General features: G+C 66.2%; 14 protein-coding genes. 7 read left to right on the forward strand and 7 right to left on the reverse strand.

Features of this window, described 5'->3' with window-relative positions:
- Positions 1-45 precede the first annotated feature (45 nt).
- Positions 46-1,155 (forward strand): TDT family transporter, encoded by a 1,110-nt coding sequence (locus ACFVYS_RS18230; protein ID WP_389503116.1) that lies wholly within the window; start codon positions 46-48, stop codon positions 1,153-1,155.
- Positions 1,156-1,928: 773 nt separating this feature from the next.
- Here ACFVYS_RS18230 and ACFVYS_RS18235 read toward each other — a convergent pair.
- The gene (locus ACFVYS_RS18235) at positions 1,929-4,715 is read right to left on the reverse strand and encodes a tetratricopeptide repeat protein (RefSeq protein WP_389503118.1); all 2,787 of its coding nucleotides are present in this window, start codon (positions 4,713-4,715) and stop codon (positions 1,929-1,931) included.
- Between the two features lie 895 nt (positions 4,716-5,610).
- Between ACFVYS_RS18235 and ACFVYS_RS18240 the strand changes: the two genes are divergently transcribed.
- Positions 5,611-6,525 carry an aminoglycoside phosphotransferase family protein gene (locus ACFVYS_RS18240; RefSeq protein ID WP_389503120.1) on the forward strand — a complete coding sequence of 305 codons (915 nt, stop codon included), beginning with the start codon at positions 5,611-5,613 and terminating at the stop codon, positions 6,523-6,525.
- A gap of 3 nt (positions 6,526-6,528) precedes the next feature.
- Here ACFVYS_RS18240 and ACFVYS_RS18245 read toward each other — a convergent pair whose 3' ends face one another.
- A complete protein-coding gene (locus tag ACFVYS_RS18245) occupies positions 6,529-7,902 on the reverse strand; it encodes a sporulation protein (RefSeq protein WP_389503122.1) in 1,374 nt (457 codons plus the stop codon).
- 210 nt (positions 7,903-8,112) lie between these two features.
- On the opposite strand from ACFVYS_RS18245, the gene ACFVYS_RS18250 reads away from it, so the two are divergent.
- On the forward strand, positions 8,113-8,673 hold the full coding sequence (locus tag ACFVYS_RS18250) for an ATP-binding protein (protein ID WP_389503124.1): 561 nt from the start codon (positions 8,113-8,115) through the stop codon (positions 8,671-8,673).
- Positions 8,674-9,160: 487 nt separating this feature from the next.
- On the opposite strand, the gene ACFVYS_RS18255 is transcribed toward ACFVYS_RS18250, so the two are convergent.
- A complete protein-coding gene (locus ACFVYS_RS18255; RefSeq protein WP_389503125.1) occupies positions 9,161-9,322 on the reverse strand; it encodes a hypothetical protein in 162 nt (53 codons plus the stop codon).
- A gap of 374 nt (positions 9,323-9,696) precedes the next feature.
- Complete coding sequence (locus tag ACFVYS_RS18260) at positions 9,697-10,476, reverse strand: GntR family transcriptional regulator (RefSeq protein WP_389503127.1); 780 nt, start codon at positions 10,474-10,476, stop codon at positions 9,697-9,699.
- A 166-nt stretch (positions 10,477-10,642) separates the two neighbouring features.
- On the opposite strand from ACFVYS_RS18260, the gene ACFVYS_RS18265 reads away from it, so the two are divergent.
- From ACFVYS_RS18265 to ACFVYS_RS18280, 4 genes are all read left to right on the forward strand, one after another.
- Positions 10,643-10,993, forward strand: coding sequence for a hypothetical protein (locus ACFVYS_RS18265; protein ID WP_389503128.1), 351 nt, complete (start codon positions 10,643-10,645; stop codon positions 10,991-10,993).
- Positions 10,993-12,294: an FtsK/SpoIIIE domain-containing protein gene (locus tag ACFVYS_RS18270; protein ID WP_389503130.1), complete on the forward strand. Its 1,302-nt coding sequence runs from the start codon at positions 10,993-10,995 to the stop codon at positions 12,292-12,294. Before ACFVYS_RS18265 ends, ACFVYS_RS18270 begins: the two co-directional genes overlap by 1 nt.
- Positions 12,291-12,488, forward strand: coding sequence for a hypothetical protein (locus tag ACFVYS_RS18275; RefSeq protein ID WP_389503132.1), 198 nt, complete (start codon positions 12,291-12,293; stop codon positions 12,486-12,488). The genes ACFVYS_RS18270 and ACFVYS_RS18275 overlap by 4 nt, the downstream gene beginning before the upstream one ends.
- A gap of 298 nt (positions 12,489-12,786) precedes the next feature.
- Positions 12,787-14,160, forward strand: a complete 1,374-nt coding sequence (locus ACFVYS_RS18280) for a replication initiator (protein ID WP_389503267.1) — start codon at positions 12,787-12,789, stop codon at positions 14,158-14,160.
- A 173-nt stretch (positions 14,161-14,333) separates the two neighbouring features.
- On the opposite strand, the gene ACFVYS_RS18285 is transcribed toward ACFVYS_RS18280, so the two are convergent.
- From ACFVYS_RS18285 to ACFVYS_RS18295, 3 genes are read right to left on the reverse strand one after another with little or no spacing between them, the layout of a single operon-like run.
- Positions 14,334-15,965: a recombinase family protein gene (locus tag ACFVYS_RS18285; protein WP_389503134.1), complete on the reverse strand. Its 1,632-nt coding sequence runs from the start codon at positions 15,963-15,965 to the stop codon at positions 14,334-14,336.
- 9 nt (positions 15,966-15,974) lie between these two features.
- Entirely contained in the window at positions 15,975-16,700 is a 726-nt protein-coding gene (locus ACFVYS_RS18290) for a helical backbone metal receptor (RefSeq protein ID WP_389503136.1), read from the reverse strand.
- Positions 16,700-17,290 (reverse strand): helix-turn-helix domain-containing protein, encoded by a 591-nt coding sequence (locus tag ACFVYS_RS18295; protein WP_020128360.1) that lies wholly within the window; start codon positions 17,288-17,290, stop codon positions 16,700-16,702. Before ACFVYS_RS18295 ends, ACFVYS_RS18290 begins: the two co-directional genes overlap by 1 nt.
- Positions 17,291-17,520 lie beyond the last annotated feature (230 nt).

A 17,520-nucleotide genomic window follows, 5' to 3' on the forward strand; every position in this document is an offset into this window, starting at 1 on the left:
TCATAGTCCCTGGTCGCGGAAGGGCGGCCGGGCGACCGTGGAGGCATGGTCACCGCCGCCCAGCCCCTGTACACCCTCCCCCGGGTGCCCGCCGGCGCCGTCCGTCACCTCGGACCGAACTGGTACGCCACGGTCATGGGAACCGCGATCCTCGCCACGGCGGGAGCCGCGCTCCCCGTCCGCCCGCCGGGGCTGCGGCCGCTGCTCACCGCCTGCTGGGCCCTCGCCCTCGTCCTGCTGCTCGCCCTGCTCGGCGCCCGCGCCCTGCACTGGCGCCATCACCGCGACCAGGCCCGCGCCCATCTGCTGGATCCGGCGACGGCGCCGTTCTACGGCTGCCTGGCGATGGCGCTGCCGGCCGTCGGGGGCGGCGCCCTCACCGTCGGCCGGGACTGGATCGGCGTCCGGGCCGCGGTCGCCCTCGACGCCGTCCTGTTCACCGTCGGGACGGCCGTCGCCCTCACGGCGGCCGTCGCCGTCCCGTACCTGATGGCCGTACGCCATCGGGTGCGGGCGGCCCAGGCGACGCCCGTGTGGCTGCTGCCGCTGGTCGCGCCCATGGTGTCCGCCGCGCTCGGGCCGCTGCTGGTGCCGTATCTGCCGGCCGGGCAGCCGCGGCAGACGCTGCTCCTGGCGTGCTTCGCGCTGTTCGGACTGAGTCTGCTCGCCACGCTCGTCATGCTGCCGGTCGTGTTCGCGCGGCTGCTGACCGGCGGGCCGCTGCCCCTCGCCCTCACCCCGACCCTGTTCCTCGTCCTGGGGCCGCTCGGGCAGTCCACCACCGCCGTCGGAAAGTTCGCGGAGGCCGCTCCGGGGGTCCTGCCCGGCCCGGACAGCCGTGGTCTCGCCGTCCTCGCCGTGCTGTACGGGGTGCCCGTCATGGGGTTCGCGCTGCTCTGGCTGTGCCTGGCCACCGCGCATGTGGTGCGGGCCCGCCGGCACGGGATGGGCTTCGCGATGACCTGGTGGGCGTTCACCTTCCCGGTCGGCACCTGTGTGACCGGAGCGGCGGCGCTGGCCCGGCACACCGGGCTGGTCGCCTACGACGTGCTCGCCTGCGCGTTGTACGTCGTCCTGGTCGCCGCGTGGGCCGTCGCCGCCACGCACACCGTCCGCGGGCTGCTCAGCGGTGAGCTGCTCGCAGCGCCTAAGTGAAAGTAACTTCTCGCTCGCGCCTCCAGCCTTCACCATCCTTGTTGGAGGGCCACGGCTTGTTCCTCATCCGTATCCCCGCTGCCTGGAAGCGGGACCGCATGACGTGGATCAAGCAGCCGCTCCTCTTGATCAACTTCCATCGATGGTGGACTCCTGGCGCCGCTTCAGGAAGTCGCTGATGAAGTGACTCCGGGGGACGCGTAGGGCCGGGGCCCCGCCTTGGACATGATGCGGGGCCTCGGAGCTCTGTTCAGGCTTCCCGGAGCTACGCGCAATGCCGTGATGAACGTCGAGTACTTCGGGCAGGCTGCTTCGCACGCGGCGTTTGACCTTCGCAAATGAGCAGATGAAGAGACCTGTAGGCCTAATTGGATCATGATGTTCTTTCGCGTTAGTCCTTGCTGATCGTGGTCCATGTGCTGAGCCGGTGCTGACTATTCAGCGGTTGCTTGTCCCACTGCGGGCCACCTGAGCGCGGTCGTAGTCGGGCCTGGCCGAGGGCCGGTTGTCACTCGTAGGCACGCTGAGCGGCGGTACCGCGCTTGGTTTGGGGCTGATGGTGTATCCCTCAGTACGTCACGTACCGTCAGAGGCATGAATCTGCTGCCGCTGACGGTCAAGCAGCCCCCTCCAGTTAGCTGAGCCGGGGGCAGGTGGGAAAAAGCAATGGGACGGCTTCGATGAGATCCTGACCGAGGTGCGTGGGTCCGGGTGCACTGGATGCCGTCAGACGCGGTCCTGAGATCTATTGGACCTGATACGGGCCCACGTGTTCACGCAGCCGATGCATGGCGACGGATTAGCCAGCGCAAGAATCGCCCCTTGCTCCACTGTTTCGATGCACGGCGGGTCTCGACCAATTCTCGTTGACTGCTCACTGTCTCTGGGTGGTCGGGGCCGTGGATGCGTGCGTGGTCGGCTGCAACGGCTTCGTGCAAGGTGATGGCTTCGTCGAATCGGTTAGCGACTCGGTATGTGTTGGCCAGATTGCGCCGGCTGGCCAGGGTGTGGGGATGGTCGGGGCCGTGGATGCGTGCGTGGTCGGCTGCAACGGCTTCGTGCAGGGTGATGGCTTCGTCGAGTCGGTTAGCGGCTCGGTATGTCTTGGCCAGACTGTGCCGGCTGGCCAGGGTGTGGGGATGGTCGGGGCCGAAGATGCGTGCGTGGTCGGCTGCAACGGCTTCGTGCAGGGTGGCGGCTTCGTCGAACCGGTTAGCGGTCCGGTATGTGTTGGCCAGACTGTGCCGACTGGCCAGGGTGTCGGGGTGGTCGGGGCCGTGGATGCGTGCGTGGTCGGCTGCAACGGCTTCGTGCAAGGTGATGGCTTCGTCGAATCGGTTAGCGACTCGATAGGCTAGCGCGAGGCAATTACGCGACTCTAGCGTTGCTGGGTGCTCAGGCCCGAACACGCGAAGCCGGTCATCTAGAACTGCCTGGTGAAAAACCATTGCGTCGTCGAATTTCCCTGCCTCCTCATAAGCGTGAGCAAGACCATGTCGCGCCGCCAAAGTGCTTTGATCATTTGGGCCGAAGATCCGTGTGCGTCCTTGCAGTACTTTTTGATAGAGGAGCAAGGCTTCCTTTTTATGCGGAGTTTGGCCATATGCGGAAGCGAGGCAGTGCTGTGCATCCAGTGTAAGCGGGTGATCGGGGCCAAGTATCTTTTCTCGGTGAGAGTACACACCTTGATGCAGAGGGAGGGATTCCTCCACCCTTCCTGCATCCTGATATGTGTGGGCCAAAGTGTGGCGATAGTTAAGAGTCGATCGATGGTCGGGGCCTAGCACCTGCTCTGCAATCGCACAAATTGACTCGAGCGTAGAGATAGCTTCACTATGGTGCCCTGCTGCGCTATAGGCTCGAGCCAAATATTCACGGAAGGAAAGAGTACTGGGGTGCTTTGCCCCCAGCAGCTCCTCTCGCTCCTGTACAAGTACGCGATGAATATCAATAGCCTCTTTTAGGCGCCCGGACGCCGCGTAGGCTGAGGCGAGCTTGCGGCGAGAGTTTAGGGTGCTCGGATGATCGGGCCCGAGAATGCGTTCTCGATCCGCACTCACCTTTCTGTACAGCGGAATTGCTTCATCGAAGTGGCCGGAGATTTCGTAGGCAGAAGCCAAACAGTGGCGAGCTTCCAAGGTTTGTCGCGCGTTGGGCCCAAATATCCTAAGGCGATCCGATAGAACAGCCTTGTGAAGCTCGATTGCTTTTACGTGATGACCGGCAGATTCGTAAGCGTGAGCAAGATTATGGCGTGAGGTGAGCGTGTCAGGGTCATCCTGGCCCAGAAGTCGCTCGCGATCAGCCAGGACAGACTCGTGAATCGCCACACCTTCTGCGATGCGGCCCTCATTGACGTACGCAGTGGCTAGGCAATTTCTATTCTTTAGAGTTCTCAAGTCGTCCGCGCCGAAGATTCGCTCATGCTCAGCCGTAACCGTCTGGTGCATCTCTAGCGCTTCCTCAGCCTGTCCAGCTTTACCTAAGGCATGGGCAATGTTGTGAAAGGCCGACATGGTGAATTCGTTCTCGCGTCCGAGGATTTTTCTACTGTCACTCGCCAACGAGGTGGCAATTGTGACGGATCGATCATATTCCTGGACCTCGGAAAGGAACCGTTGAGCCCAGGAGCGGAGATGCAGCAGCAAAAGTTCCCATTCTGCGCCGTGACGCCGCGACCTCTGAGAAGTAGCATGGGTTAAAGATGTGATCTGCTCACAAAGGTGCAGACCATCGCTTCTCCGTTGCCATGCTTCGCCACTCGAAAATGTGTAATCGCTCAAGGATGCAACGAGCTGTGTGGCAATTCTCTCGAATTCTTCATCGTCGTCGTCCCTGTCGCGCAACACTCGCTGCACGAGCCTATGCATCATTACACTGCTGCGATCTACGCTGTACGTGATAAGCGACGCTTCAGCGAGATTTCCTAGTGCTTGCTCCAGAGATCCTGGCGATATCGTCCGGAGGATTTGGCGTAGGAGTACTTTTTGGATCCCTGTGGGGGATAGGAAAGGGAGAACCTCAAGGACTGCGTGGATGGCTCCGGCTGGATCACTACTTTTGGCCTGCTCAACCGACAGGAGAATGGACTGTGCCGTGCTGTGCGGGTACGAGTCGCCGCGAGCCGCACTTAGGGCATGGGAAATTGGCGCCGAGCGCACGCGGGCAAGGTAATCGGCATAGGTGTAACCGCGGATGTTAATTAGCCAGGCGGCTTGTGCAAGTGCTAGGGGAAGATATCCCAGTTCCTCCGCAACCTGCGCTGCACCATGTGGGTCAGCTATATTCGTCCGCGAAGTCAAGTAGTCTTGTGCTTGCTGCGTGGTATAAACCGATACGTCAATATTATGCGCCGTGTTAGAGAAGGCCTGATGGGTGGTAGTAATGACAACTTGGGTCAGGCCGGCTGTCGGAATCCAGGGTAGAACTTCTTCAGGTTTTTCGGCGTTATCGATGACGACCAACGCGTGATCCGTGGTTGTTTCAAGATAATTGCGAGCTGCTCGTGCTGCGGTGGCAGAATCTTGATCGGAGGTACGAATGCCAAGCTGTTCAGCCATGCTGGCGAGACCCGATATGAGCTGTTCTGGATCTTCACCGTTTAGCCACGCAACCAAGATCCATTTATCACTAATGCATTCGCGAGCGTATGCAGCGGCGAGATGGGTTTTCCCGACCCCGCGAAGCCCGGTCAGAGCATGTACGACGGTCAGCGAGTTTTCGGTCTTTGCCTGTCGAAGGCTTCGCAGGAGATCTGTTCGCTGTTGGTATCCAGGAGGTTCACGCGGGATCTCCCCCAGTCTGATTACTTTTGGGGGCACCACCCCACCCTCACTGTCAGATTTTGTGACTTCAGGGGGAGTCGTGCCGAAAGTGAATGTGGCACCTTGGAAGTTTGTTCCGCCGTTTCCTGCCGAGAGGTTGAACCCAGACCCTCCAATGCTCTGCTGCGTGGCTCCGTTTCCGTCAGATGCCTGTTCAGCTTGATGAGCTGGGTCTCTGTCAGCAGGTGCAGTAGGACCTGTAGTTATCGTATTTGATCGCTCGATTACGGACGGCGCCCATGCGCCAATAAGTCCGCCGACCAAGCTGCCCACTGCCGTCCCTATGGCAATACGGTTTGACACGTCGCCTGGGATTGCCATATATGCGGCACCCACGCAAACCGCCAACACGCCTACAGCAACGCTAATGATCATCAACCACTTGCTAGTGCGAGACACGGTCCCCCGCCTCTATGTGCTTTATTTAGCCAGAGTGAGGCAGTATCTTCCCAGACGTTGCGCGGTTGTGTCTTGCATCCTGCCGAAGTCGTTGCCTTAAGGCGCCGGCGTTCCACCTATCGTCGACGAGCGCTTGGTGGGTACGGTCCTAGTCGTGTCTGGCGTGCGTCGGGTTGGTCGCCCGTGGGCGTGCGCTGGTTGATCGCGCGCGACTAGGGGAGCTGGTACGGGCATGGCGGTTGACGCTGCTCGCACGGATGAGGGGTTCACGTCGGCTGGGGCTGCGCGGGTGTTACGTGCCGCGTGCCGGACGGCGGGGCTCGACGACAGAGGCGCCGAGCTGATCCGCCTCGGGGAGAACGCGCTGTTCCGGCTGGCTTCCGTACCAGTGGTCGTCCGCATCGCTCGGGGCGAGGAATGGGTGCCCACGGCGCGCAAAGAGGTCGCCGTGGCCCGGTGGTTGGCGGCGGAGGGATTCCCGGCTGCTCGGATCGTCGAAGACGTGGAACAGCCACTCCTGATCGATGGGCATCCGGTGACGTTCTGGCATCTGATCGTTGAGGGGGGCCGCAAGGCCACGTACGGGGAGCTGGGTGGCATCCTGCGGGACCTGCACTCGCTGACCGTTCCCGCCGGCCTTGAGCTGCCGTCGTTCGATCCCTTCGAGAAGCAGGAACTGCGGATCGATAGGGCTGCGATCCCGGAGGATGACCGGGCGTTCCTGCGGAAGCGGTGGCGGGAGTTGCAGGACAAGTACTTGGAGCTGCGGTTCGAGTCGTCCAAGGGGCCGGTGCACGGCGATGCGCATGTGCAGAACCTCATGGTGAATGGCCGCGGGCGCGTGATCCTGATTGACTTCGAGGTGTTCTGCTTCGATCATCCTGAGTGGGATCTCATGGTGACTGCCGTGGAGCATCACAGTCTCGGTTGGCAGACCGATGCGCAGTACGCCGATTTCGTCGCGTCGTACGGGCGGGACCTGTACGACTGGCACGGGTACGAGACCTTGCGAGGGATGCAGGAGTTCGGCATGACGACGTGGCTCATGCAGAACGTGCGGGAGAACGAAGAGACCGCGGCTGAGTACCGGCGGCGCATCGCTGGCCTTCGGAATGATCAGGCGCCTCGGGACTGGCGGCCGTCGTAGCCGTTACTCGTCCTCGTCCAGCCGTGCGAACGCGTCGCTCACCTTCTCGTGGAAGGCGGCTACGGCGGGGCTTGTCGCATGCACGCTGATCTCGCGCTGGAAGTCGGTGACGTAGCGCTGGAAGCGTGAGGACTGAAGGGAGTCTCCGCGCTCGACTGCGAGGCTCGCGGTGGTGAGGGCGGCGTCCACCTCGCCGTTCAGTAGCTGGCTCTGGGCCAGCACCATGCGGCAGAAGCCGAGAGTGCGGGCGTACTTCGGGTCGGTGCTGTCCACGGCGCGCTGGGCCTGCTCGACGGCCTGTCGACGCATCTTGAGGTCGCGGAAGCAGTGGCAGAGTTCGCCCATAAGTTCCGCTTCGTCGAAGTAGGCGAGCCAAGCCGGGTCCACGACGGTGTCGGCGTGCTCGAAGTGGCGCGCTGCCTCGTTCATAGCGCGGGCTGCCGCGACGCGGTCGCCTGCGTTGGAGAGGGCTCGGGCCTCCATCGCTGAGCTGAGTGCCATGGCGCGTGGGGTGGCTCGGTTCTTGGCGCCCTCGACTGCGGCCCGCGCTAGCTGAACAGCCTGGGCATGGTTTCCGAGGTAGTTGGCCTGGTGACTGAGGTTGCCGAGAATGCGAGCCCCGAACATGCGGTCGTCGATGACCTGGGACAAGCGCAGCGTGGAAGTGAGATAGCGGTGTGCGAGGCGGTGATTCCCGGTGTCGTAGGCGGTCCACGCCAGTAGCTGAGAGACCTCGGCTGCGGCGCCGAATAAGGCCGTTCCCACCTTCTCGCTGTAGCTCACGTTCAGCAGGGGCAGCACCTCATAGCGGAAGTAGTGACGTAACGCCCGGTGACCGTGGCCTCCGCCGTACTTGAAGTCGAGCTGCATGAAGGTGGCGGCGGCGTCCCTGATCGCGCGGACATCGCGCATGCCAACGCGCTGTTGTGCCGGCCGGTCGGCCTCGATGCCGTCAGGGCGGGCGATCATCCATGACAAGACTGCGGAGCTGAGGTCGGCGTCCGCGATGATCAACGGGTCCGACGTGGGCGCGTCGGCGCGCTCCTGGGCCAGCTCGTCAAGCGCGGAGAGTGCCTCGGGAAGCGTGTTGGGATAGCCGGTCGGCTCCGGTGCGCTTGCTCTGGTGTGGTCGAAGAAGCCGAGATCACCGAGGGCGACTCGGCGTCCGAGCTTGGCTGAGAGAACGTCTGCCATGATCGCTGCCGTCTCGGGCTTGATGCCTGAGCCGTCGCGCCATCGCTGCACTGCGATATGTGTCGTGCCGAGACGGATGCCGCGCTGGGTGGCGGCGTCTTGCATGCGCTTGGCCAGTCCCTTATTCGAAACCTGAGCCTCGGCCATGACGGCGATTAAGTGCGCGTTCTGCTCCCGGCTCATGCTCCCCTGCCAACCCGAGAATGACGGCGAGTGTTCATCCTGACACAGCAGTTTCGTTCAAGGGGGTCCATTGGTGAACCCCCTTGCCTTTGCGGGTGTTCACGTGAACCCCCTGGTGAACGCTGCCGGTCACGTCCGTCTGCCCGTGTACTGGCTTGCGTGATGCAAGCGGTGCCGTGAGGGGGCTTACGGGGCCCGGAGAGGGATGTGATGGAGGCAAGAAGAGCTGAGCGCCTGGCGCACGAGGTGGACGCGTTCGACCACTGGTTCGCGGTGCCGGATCCGTCGGCCGGTGGGCACTTCCTGACGGCTTCGCTGTTCGCCGAGTCACCGAACACTGCGCGGGTCGCCCGTGACATGACGGCCGTGTTCCTGACGGATGCGGACGCGAGTGAGTTCGTGGATGACGCGCGGTTGGTCGTGTCCGAACTGGTCGGCAACGTGGTGAACCATGTGGTGCCCGAACGGGGCCTCGCTCGTCCTGGTGGTGCCCGACGTATCGACCTGACGTTCAAGGTATGGCCCAAGTGGGTGTTCATCGGCATCGCGGATGAGGACTCCTCGCCCCCGCTGCTGCCGCTGGGAGACGCGTTCTCGCCCGGTCTGGCGGGCGAGCTGTCGGAAGCGGTCCTGCCGGACAACGGCCGTGGACTGTTCATCGTCCAGCGGCTGGCCTCCTCGGTCTGGTGGCGTCCCGGCGATCAAGGCGGCAAGACCATCTGGTGCCGCTTCGACCGTGACGACGGCGCTACGGGACGAACAGCCTGCTGATCTCCGGGCCGCCAACCCCTGCCACTCCCACGCGATCGGGAGCGGACGGCGGCCCGGTCCCCGGCTGGAGATGACCACTCCAGCCAAGAGGTGCGGCCCCTCGCCGGGGCTCTCCCAATCCCTCTGAGCGAGGGTCCGCGCTTCACAACCCAATACCGAGACCGGGCCACCCCGTATGCCCTGGAAAGCGAAGGGTGGCCCGGCTGGGAACACGGCGGTTCCCGGTGCCTGATGGTACCGGGGCCGTCGTGCTGCGTTTCCGCCCCGGTCAAAGGAAGTTGATGATCCGTTATCTAGATCGGGGTCGGAAGTGAGTAAGGCAATCGATGCGGGTGAGAATGCGCCGGACGACGGGCCTGATGTCGCAGATGCGGATCACGGTCTTTGGGTGCGTGGGGTGGACTACATGGCTGGCTGGCGAGCAGCGCGGGCGGCGGCCGACCAAGTGAACCGTGCTCTTCACACGGCAGCGTTCGAGCCGTCGCAGTTACGTGCGGTGGCTTCGACGGATGACGTAGGGCGGGGTGTGGTCCGCCTGGTGGGCGTGCCCGCTGCGGCCGTCCGGCTCGCGGAACTTCTCGAGGGTCTCGTCGACGACGGGGGTGCGCTGTGAGGTGTGTGTCCGCGGGTTGGCGGTGCGGGTGGGCACGTCGTCGGGTGGAGAGACTTTGGGCGGGAGCTGCCATGGGGCGAGTGAACAGGGGGCCTTACGCTCGCCCGGCGAATCGGGCAGGTACTGGACCTGCCCGGTGTTGTGCCCGATGGGCCCCCTGTTCTTCGAGGCTCGCCCCATGGTGGCTGCCTAAAGCCTCGGAGGTCGGCGACCCCCAGCCACCCACGCCCCGGCCCTCGACCACCGGTCGACGCTTCGACTCCTTGGGCTGGCTGCGGTGTGGGGCGTCCGGCGTCCGGCCGGGACCGGCGGTCACGCCGCATGCCCGGCCGGGGCGGCCGGGCGGCCCGGCGCGCCGCAGGCGCGCCCTTGAGGAAGTGAAGACTGTTTCGACCGATTGCCGTTCGCGCTCACGCCTTGCCGCGTCGGGTGGGCTCCTTGTCGGCGGTGATCCGGTAGGTGAGTTCGGCGCGGTCGGCTGGGATGCGGAGTTCTTCGAGGATCAGGGCCTGGTCGTCGGTGCCGCAGGTCACGCGGGACACGTGCAGGACCGGGGTCGCGTCGGGAAGCCGCAGCGCGGTGCGCTCGTCGGGCAGCGGCATGCGGGCCCGTACCGTCTCGGACCACCACAGCGTGTGCCCGGCCTTCGTCAGCAGCGCGTACACGCTCGCCGGTTCGGTGTCCGGTGCTTCGGCGAGGGCGGGTACGGCCTCGGCCGTGGTGAAGGGGATCAGCGTGCGGTGCATCGCCCGCGCTCCGGACGCCGGGTCGGCCAGCAGCCGGTCACAGCCGAACAGCGCGTCCTCCACTTTCAGTTCCAGCTGGTGGGCTGTGGCTTCGGTGGCGTGGGTGCGGTAGGTGGCCGGTTCCTCGGTCTGCTGCCAGGCGGCTACGCCGTACAGCGTGAAGTGCCCGGTCGGCGTCTTGCCGACGTGGCGGGAGATGCCCGCGGCGGGCCCGTGGTCGGCGCGTACGAAGCTGCCCTTGCCGTGGCGGACGTCGATCAGCCCTTCCGACCGCAGGGCGGCGACCGCGTTGCGGACGGTCGGGCGCGAGACCTGGTAGCGCTCCATGAGCTGGGCTTCCGAGGGGAGCGGGGCTCCGGGCTCGTGCTCGCCGGACAGGATCGCTTCGCGGATCGCGGCGGCCACCTGCTGGTAGAGGGCTCCGGGGCGCTGGATCTCCGACATCTGGGCATCTCCGACGGGTCGGGGTCATAGGCACGTCGCACGCGCGGCGTCACTCGTCAGCATAAGTAGTTGCGCACTCGCCGTACAGCACTCCAAACTCGTCACTCGTAAGGACAAGTGACGTCAGCATATGACTGGCGTCCGATTGGCCAGGGAGGCCGAAGACATGCAGTCCATTCCCGTGGACACGGCGCGGCTGGGCGTACTGCGGTGCGCCATCGCTCCGGAAGTGAAGATCAGCAACTCCGAGACGCAGGAGGTGAAGAAGGACCGGGACGGCAACCCCGTCTACACCGTCGCCGTCACCGTGCGGCAGGACCGGCGGCGGATCTCCGTCATCGAGATCGCCGTCAGCGGCGAACCGACCGGCATCGAAGAAGGACAGATCGTCAAGGTCACCGGTCTGGTGGCGTTCATGTGGGCCATGGGCGACCGGCACGGCGTCAGCTTCCGCGCCGACGCCATCACCCCCGTCCGCACGAGTGCTGCCCCGCATGGCAAGGGCGGTGACGCGTGATGGGACCGATCGTGTTCGCCTTCGCCCTCGCCGTGCTGGCCTGGATGCTCGTCGTCGGCGACCTCGTGCGCCGGCACCGTCCGGTCTGGCATTGGTACCTCATCGGCTACCCGATCACCGCGTGGCGGGCGGTGTTCACCTGGCGGCGGATCGCCGTCCTGAACGACCTCGCGGTCTCGCGGCTCCCGGCTCGGACCCTCGTCGGTCACCTGCTGGTCAAGGGCGACCCGGTAAGGCCGGTCGCTCCGCGCTGCTCCTTTCCCCGCGTCACACCCATGGGGCTGACCATGGTGGTGCGGCTGCACGCGGGGCAGACCCCGGCGACCTATCTGAAGGCGGCGGACGCATTCGTCCACGCATGGAAGGTCCACGCGGTGCGGGTCACCTCGCCCGAACGCGGCATCGTGCTCCTGACCGCCATGGCCCATGATCCGCTTCAGCGGCCCGGCTTAGCCACCGCCCCGGCCGAACTCCTGTCCGCCCTCATCGGGGCGTTAGAGACCGGCGGGGCATGGGTGATGGACCTGCGGCTGGTCCCGCACTGGCTGATCACCGGGGCCACCCGCTCGGGCAAGTCGACGCTGCTGGCCCGGCTCATCACTCAACTCGCCACGCAGCGGGTCGCCCTGGTCGGCATCGACTGCAAAGGCGGCATGGAACTCGGCCTCTTCGCCGGACGGCTCAGCGCACTGGCCACCTCACGGCGGGAAGCGGTCGCCGTCCTCGCCGCCCTGGTCGTCGACATGCAGGACCGGATGAGTGCCTGCCGGTCGGCCGGGGTCCGCTCGGTCTGGGAGCTCCGGGACAAGCTCCGCCCGGTTCCGGTCGTCGTCCTGGTCGACGAGATCGCAGAGCTGTACCTGTCCGACGGCACCCGCGAGAGCAAGGCGGAAGCCGAACAGTGCTCCACCCTCCTGCTACGTCTCGCCCAGCTCGGTGCCGCCCTCGGCATTCACCTGGTCGTGGCCGGCCAACGCGTCGGATCCGACCTCGGCCCCGGCGTCACCGCCCTGCGCGCCCAACTCGGGGGCCGGATCTGTCACCGGGTCAACGACCCCGGCACCGCCGAAATGACCCTCGGCGACCTCAACAAGGACGCCGTCGCCGTCGCACAGGCCATCACGCCGGAAGAGCGTGGCGTGGCCGTCTGCACCGGCCCTGATGGTGGATGGAGCCGCGCCCGCTCCCACCTCACCCCCACCGATGAGGCCGTGGCCACGGCCCGCAAGTACAGCGCGATGACCCCAGAACTGCCCCTCGTCACCCGCGCTCTGACGGCGCTGGAAGGAGAGTCGAAGTGATCAGCGAAGGTACGGCGTTCACGTTCGCGGTGATCTTCGGGATCATCACCGTCCTCCTCGTCCGCTCCCGCGACGTCCGCGCCTGGGAAGCCGTCTGTGTCGGCCTCTTCGGCGTCTACCTCGGCCAGACCCCCGTGGTCTTCACCGTCCACGGACTCGTGACCTGGTTCATCAGCGGCTTCTCCCACACCTGAGCAGAGAAGGGACGTACCCCCCATGCCTATGCCTCGCGTGAGGTGCCCGCACTGCAAGGGCGACGGAGCCCGCAAGACCTGGACCGGACGCCTCCGGCGCTGCCGCGTCTGCCGCGGCACCGGCACCATCCGCTGAACCCCCACCACACCCACCACCCAAGGGAGTGATCCCCATGACCCACCTCGTGCCACCCACCCACATCCGTGCCGCTGCGGCGGCTCACCCCGGAAGGCCACCACCATCACCCCGCACTACACCCCGGCTGACAGGCGCGCCGCTCTCGACCGCGCGGCGCGCCTGCGCCAGCTCCCCGAAACCGACCGCGACGCAATCCGCCTCGCCCAAGACCCCCAATTCGCCCGCTGGCTGGAACAGATCACCGCAACCGGCGGCTGCTCCCACCCCGTCCACCTCACCGGCTCCACCACCACTCTGGACGGCACGACCGGCGAGATACTCCACCACTACGACACCCGCAACGAACCCGGCGAACGCCTCCTCATCCGCTGCCGCAACAGACGCTCAACCGTCTGCCCCGCCTGCTCCCGCCTCCACGCCGGAGACACCTATCACCTGATCCGCGCGGGCCTCCTCGGTGGCAAGAACATCCCTGCCACCGTGCGCCACCGCCCCCGGCTCTTCATCACCCTGACCGCCCCGTCCTTCGGTTCGGTCCACCGTGCTGGCGAACGGTGCCGTCCCCGCCGCGACGGCGGCGTATGCGAACACGGGCGACCCCTCGGCTGCGGCCTGATCCATGCCCAGGATGACCCGGCTGTCGGTGGACCGCTCTGCCCCGACTGCTACGACTACACCGGCCACGTCCTCTGGTACGCACACGCGGGCCAGCTCTGGGACCGCTTCGTCATCGGCGTCCGGCGTCACCTCGCCTCGTCGGCCGGCATCACACAGTCCCGCTTCCCCCAGCACGCCCGACTGTCCTTCGCTCGCGTTGCCGAATACCAGAAACGCGCCGCCGTCCACGTCCACGCGGTCGTCCGCCTCGACGGCCCGACCGGACCCGACGACGAAGCCCCGGCCTGGGGCGCAAGCAACAGACTCGCCGACTCAGTACGTGCCTCCGCAAGCCGGGTCGTGATCCGTACGGCTCACAGTCCCGCCGTCGGCGAACTCGCCCTCCGCTGGGGTGTCCAACTCGATGTCCGACCGCTTCGCATCGATGGTGACGGACCGGCCGACGATGCCGTAGCTGCCTACGTCGCCAAGTACGTCACCAAAGGAGCGGGCGAGACAGGGGCCGGCACCGACTACCGGCTCACGAGCCGGGAGGACATCGACGCTGCCCGCGTCTCCGACCACGTTCGGGCACTCATGCGGATGTGCTGGCGCCTCGGCGGTCTCCCGGAGTTCGCACCCCTGCATCTGCGGGCCTGGGCTCACACACTCGGCTACCGGGGCCATGTCCTCACCAAGTCGCGCGCCTACTCGACGACATACGCCGCCCTGCGCGCCGACCGCGCCGAACACCGCGGCCACGACACCGCGCCTGGCACGGTCACAGATGCTCAGTGGCGCTACGTCGGCTCCGGCCATACGCCGGGCGCGGCACTCCTGGCCGCCGCGGTCGCTGAAGACCTTGCCGTAAATAGCGAAGTCACTGCGGGAGTGCGGGCCTCCGACAGGGGGCGGATGGGTGCCGCATCCGAGTGACGAAGCAGAAGATCACGACATGGTCTGGGCTCGGACGCACGCAAAAAGGGCTCCCAAGTGGTCGGATGCCAAGTGGCGGAGGATGAACGCTTCCTTGGGGCTCGATGTGTCCACATGTGGCAAGGCCCGTCACCCGCGCCGTACGAAGTGACGGGCTCAGCCTGGTCTCGCTGCTACTTCTCGGCCCACACAGGGACCACGCGGTCCCGCACAGGGACCCTGCGCCCTCTGCCCACCTGGAGAACGACAAGCGCAGTCAGCGTCTGTTCCACATAGGAGCGGCGCTCAGCCAGGGTGACACCGTCGCGGTACCACTCCTTCGCCACGTCCACGGGCTCTCCCTGGGCTGCCAGGATCCTGCGATTCCACGCATTGCGGTCCTTCGCCAACCGACGCTCGTCCGACTCGTACTCTGCAAGATCCGCGTAGTACCGTTCAGCGCTGATCTTGCGTGCCCTGCGAGCCTGCTTCAGGTCGTCGATGTCTTCCCGAACGTTCCTCAGCTCGTCCTCGCCCGGCCATGCCTTCGGGACCGCAACCGCATTCCGCGCAGCGGCTTCTTCCTCGTACTTCGCGATCACCAGTTTCGCAATCAACGCGTCCGTCTCCGGGCCGGGAATCTTCACGCCCCCACAGCCTCGTCCCGTGCTCTTCGCATGACAGCCGTAGTAGAAGTACCCCTCCGGCTTGCCCAGGCTCGGTGAGGCCTTGCACGGGCGGAGGAGCGCTCCGCAGCCCTCCTTGCCGCAGCGCAGCGTCCCGGTCCCCAGGTACTTGCGGGTATTGAATCCTGTACCGCGCACAGGCCCTTCACCGATGACCGCGACCAGCGCCTCCCACTCGGCAATCGTCAAGATCGGTTGCCACTGGCCGATGACAGGGTCGCCTCTGCTGTCACGCGTGATGGTCATGTTCTTGAGTTCGCGACCTGTGTCGGGATCGAACTCGACCACCGTGTAAGGCCGGTAGCCACACAGGCGCGGATTCCGCATGGATTCCCTGAGTGTGCTCTGCGTCCAGGCATTGCCTCGGGACGTGGTGATGCCCTTGCGATTCCAATCGGCGATGATCGCGTACCACGTCGCACCCTCGATGAGCCGCCGAGCTGCCTTTCGGATCAGGTCTGCCTCGGTCGGATTGAGCGTGCGCTTGTCTTCCTGCCACCCGAATGGGCGCGTACCGCCCACTGGTATGCCCAAGTCTCGCCGCGCCTTGTGGTTGCGTTTCAGTCGCCGGGCCGTGTCAGCCGACTGCTTGTTGGCCATGGCGACGACCACTCGGGCCATGGCTCGGCCGTTGTCGGTGAGCAGATCCAGCGTGCCCGTGATGTCGATGATCGGTCGGCGGTAGTGCTCGACGGTCTCGATCGCGTCTTCGAGGTGCCGGGGGTCGCGCGTGAGGCGATCGATGTCATAGACGATCAGTCCGTCGATGCGTTCCCCGTTCGGCGCGGTGCCCTGCTTGAGGTCCTCCAGCGCGCCCTCGAACACCGGCCTCACCACGCGGTAGCCCGTGGTCCCATCGGGCAGGCGCACGCGCCGGCGCTTCCAAGCCGAGGTGTCCGGCTCCAGGTAGGTGTGGATGTACCGGCCGCCTCGGCTCTCGATGAACTGACGGCCGTCTTTCTCCTGCTCCTCCGTGCTCTTGATGTCCCTGCTGGTCATCGGCACGAAGCGCGTCGATTCCCTTGCGCCGTCGTCGAGGGCCTCGCCCTCGATCTCTTCCGTGGACAGTCGGGCCAGTCCGGCCCAGTTCTGCCCTTCCAAGTTGCCCCAGTGCGCTCGCTGTACCAGGTCCTCGGCCATGCCCAGAAGCTACATCCGTGGATGTGCTGCTCGCAGCGCCTCGCCCAGCACCTTCGGCGCCTCGGCGAGCGACGGGCCGTACCACGTCAGGTGCCGTCCGCTGAGCAGCGCGCAGGGCAGACCGGGGAAGGCCTCCGGGCCGTCGTCCGCCGTGAAGCGGTAGGGCTCGTCCGGCAGCACGACCAGGTCCGGTGCGGCGGCGAGCAGTTCCTCGACCGGGATCCGCGGATAGCGTTCGGCGTGGTCGGCGTACAGCTGGTCGACGCCGAGGCGGGCCAGTACGTCCCCGGCGAAGGTGTCGCGGCCCAGCACCATCCACGGGCGGCGCCAGATCGGTACGACGGCCGTCCGGCGGCGGGTGGGCGGCAGCGGCGCCGCCCACGCCTCCTCCGCCTCGTCGAGCCACCTCGGTCGCGAGGACGCCCCGCACGCCCGGAGCACCCGCGCCAGCTCACCGAAGGCCTGCGGGAGGTCGCGGATCCCGGTCACCAGGACCTCGAGGCCGGCCGCGCGCAGGCCGGCCAGGTCCGGTTCCCGGTTCTCCTCCTCGTTGGCGATCACCAGGTCGGGGGCGAGGGCGACGATCCGGTCGACCCGGGGGTTCTTGGTTCCGCCGATCCGGGTGACGTCGAGGCCCGCCGGGTGGGTGCACCAGTCGGTGGCGCCGACCAGGGCGCCGGGCACGGAGGAAGCCACCGCCTCCGTGAGCGACGGCACCAGCGAGACGATCCGCACTACCGCTTCCGGCCCCGGTCCCGGTCCCGTACCGCCTCGATGTGCTCGGCCACGGCGACGACGACCACCCGGGTGTCCGGCACCGTCGCCCGCCAGCGGTGCCTGACCCCGCCGGTGAGGTAGAGGGTGTCGCCGCGGCCGAGGCGGTAGGCGCGGCCCTCCGCCTCGATCTCCACGGCGCCGTCGGCCACGTACATCAACTGGTCGTTGCGGTACTGGAACTCACGGCCCGCGTCATGGTCGCCGGTGAACTCCGAGGCGTGCATCTGGTGGTGACCGCGCACCAGGGAACGCGAGCGCGGCTCCGGCTCGGGCCCCGGACCCGGCTCGGTCACCTCGGCGCGCACGACGTCCACGCTGCACGCCGGGTCGGCGGCGGCGAGGAGCTCGACGGCCGTGGTGCGCAGGGCGTCGGCGACCTTCTCCAGGGAGCTGGTGCTGGGCCGTGCGCGCTCGTTCTCGATCTGGCTGAGGAACGGGACCGACAGGCCGCTGCGCTCGGCCACGACGGCGAGGGTGAGCTCCAGGGACCGGCGTCGGCGCCGCACGGCCGCGCCCACCCGCAGTGGCTGTTCTTTGTGGTCGCCCATCGCTCCGGCTCCCTCCTTAGCTCGTCGCTGCCATGACGTCCTCTACGCCCTCTGAGGAGTTGTCTGCACCCTACGCATGTTCGGCAAACCGTTTCATGCGCCCGTCACATCGAGGACACCTGGCGTAACGCCGGACCTCACAGTTCGCGCCAGCCGATCGGACCCCGGACACGCCGGGCACGGACCCGCCCACCGGTTGTCCGGTTCAATGCGCGAAGGGCCGCGCATGT

The organism is Streptomyces sp. NPDC058295, from assembly GCF_042880655.1.
GTDB classification, from domain to species: Bacteria; Actinomycetota; Actinomycetes; order Streptomycetales; family Streptomycetaceae; genus Streptomyces; species Streptomyces coriariae.

What these genes read in the sequence shown, in the direction of transcription:
- ACFVYS_RS18285 (WP_389503134.1), bottom strand. Translation starts at nt 15,965, where the DNA reads ATGGCCGAGGACCTGGTACAGCGAGCGCACTGGGGCAACTTGGAAGGG.
- ACFVYS_RS18270 (WP_389503130.1), top strand. Translation starts at nt 10,993, where the DNA reads ATGGGACCGATCGTGTTCGCCTTCGCCCTCGCCGTGCTGGCCTGGATG.
- ACFVYS_RS18260 (WP_389503127.1), bottom strand. Translation starts at nt 10,476, where the DNA reads ATGTCGGAGATCCAGCGCCCCGGAGCCCTCTACCAGCAGGTGGCCGCC.
- ACFVYS_RS18240 (WP_389503120.1), top strand. Translation starts at nt 5,611, where the DNA reads ATGGCGGTTGACGCTGCTCGCACGGATGAGGGGTTCACGTCGGCTGGG.
- ACFVYS_RS18295 (WP_020128360.1), bottom strand. Translation starts at nt 17,290, where the DNA reads ATGGGCGACCACAAAGAACAGCCACTGCGGGTGGGCGCGGCCGTGCGG.
- ACFVYS_RS18230 (WP_389503116.1), top strand. Translation starts at nt 46, where the DNA reads ATGGTCACCGCCGCCCAGCCCCTGTACACCCTCCCCCGGGTGCCCGCC.
- ACFVYS_RS18250 (WP_389503124.1), top strand. Translation starts at nt 8,113, where the DNA reads ATGGAGGCAAGAAGAGCTGAGCGCCTGGCGCACGAGGTGGACGCGTTC.
- ACFVYS_RS18245 (WP_389503122.1), bottom strand. Translation starts at nt 7,902, where the DNA reads ATGAGCCGGGAGCAGAACGCGCACTTAATCGCCGTCATGGCCGAGGCT.
- ACFVYS_RS18265 (WP_389503128.1), top strand. Translation starts at nt 10,643, where the DNA reads ATGCAGTCCATTCCCGTGGACACGGCGCGGCTGGGCGTACTGCGGTGC.
- ACFVYS_RS18235 (WP_389503118.1), bottom strand. Translation starts at nt 4,715, where the DNA reads ATGGCTGAACAGCTTGGCATTCGTACCTCCGATCAAGATTCTGCCACC.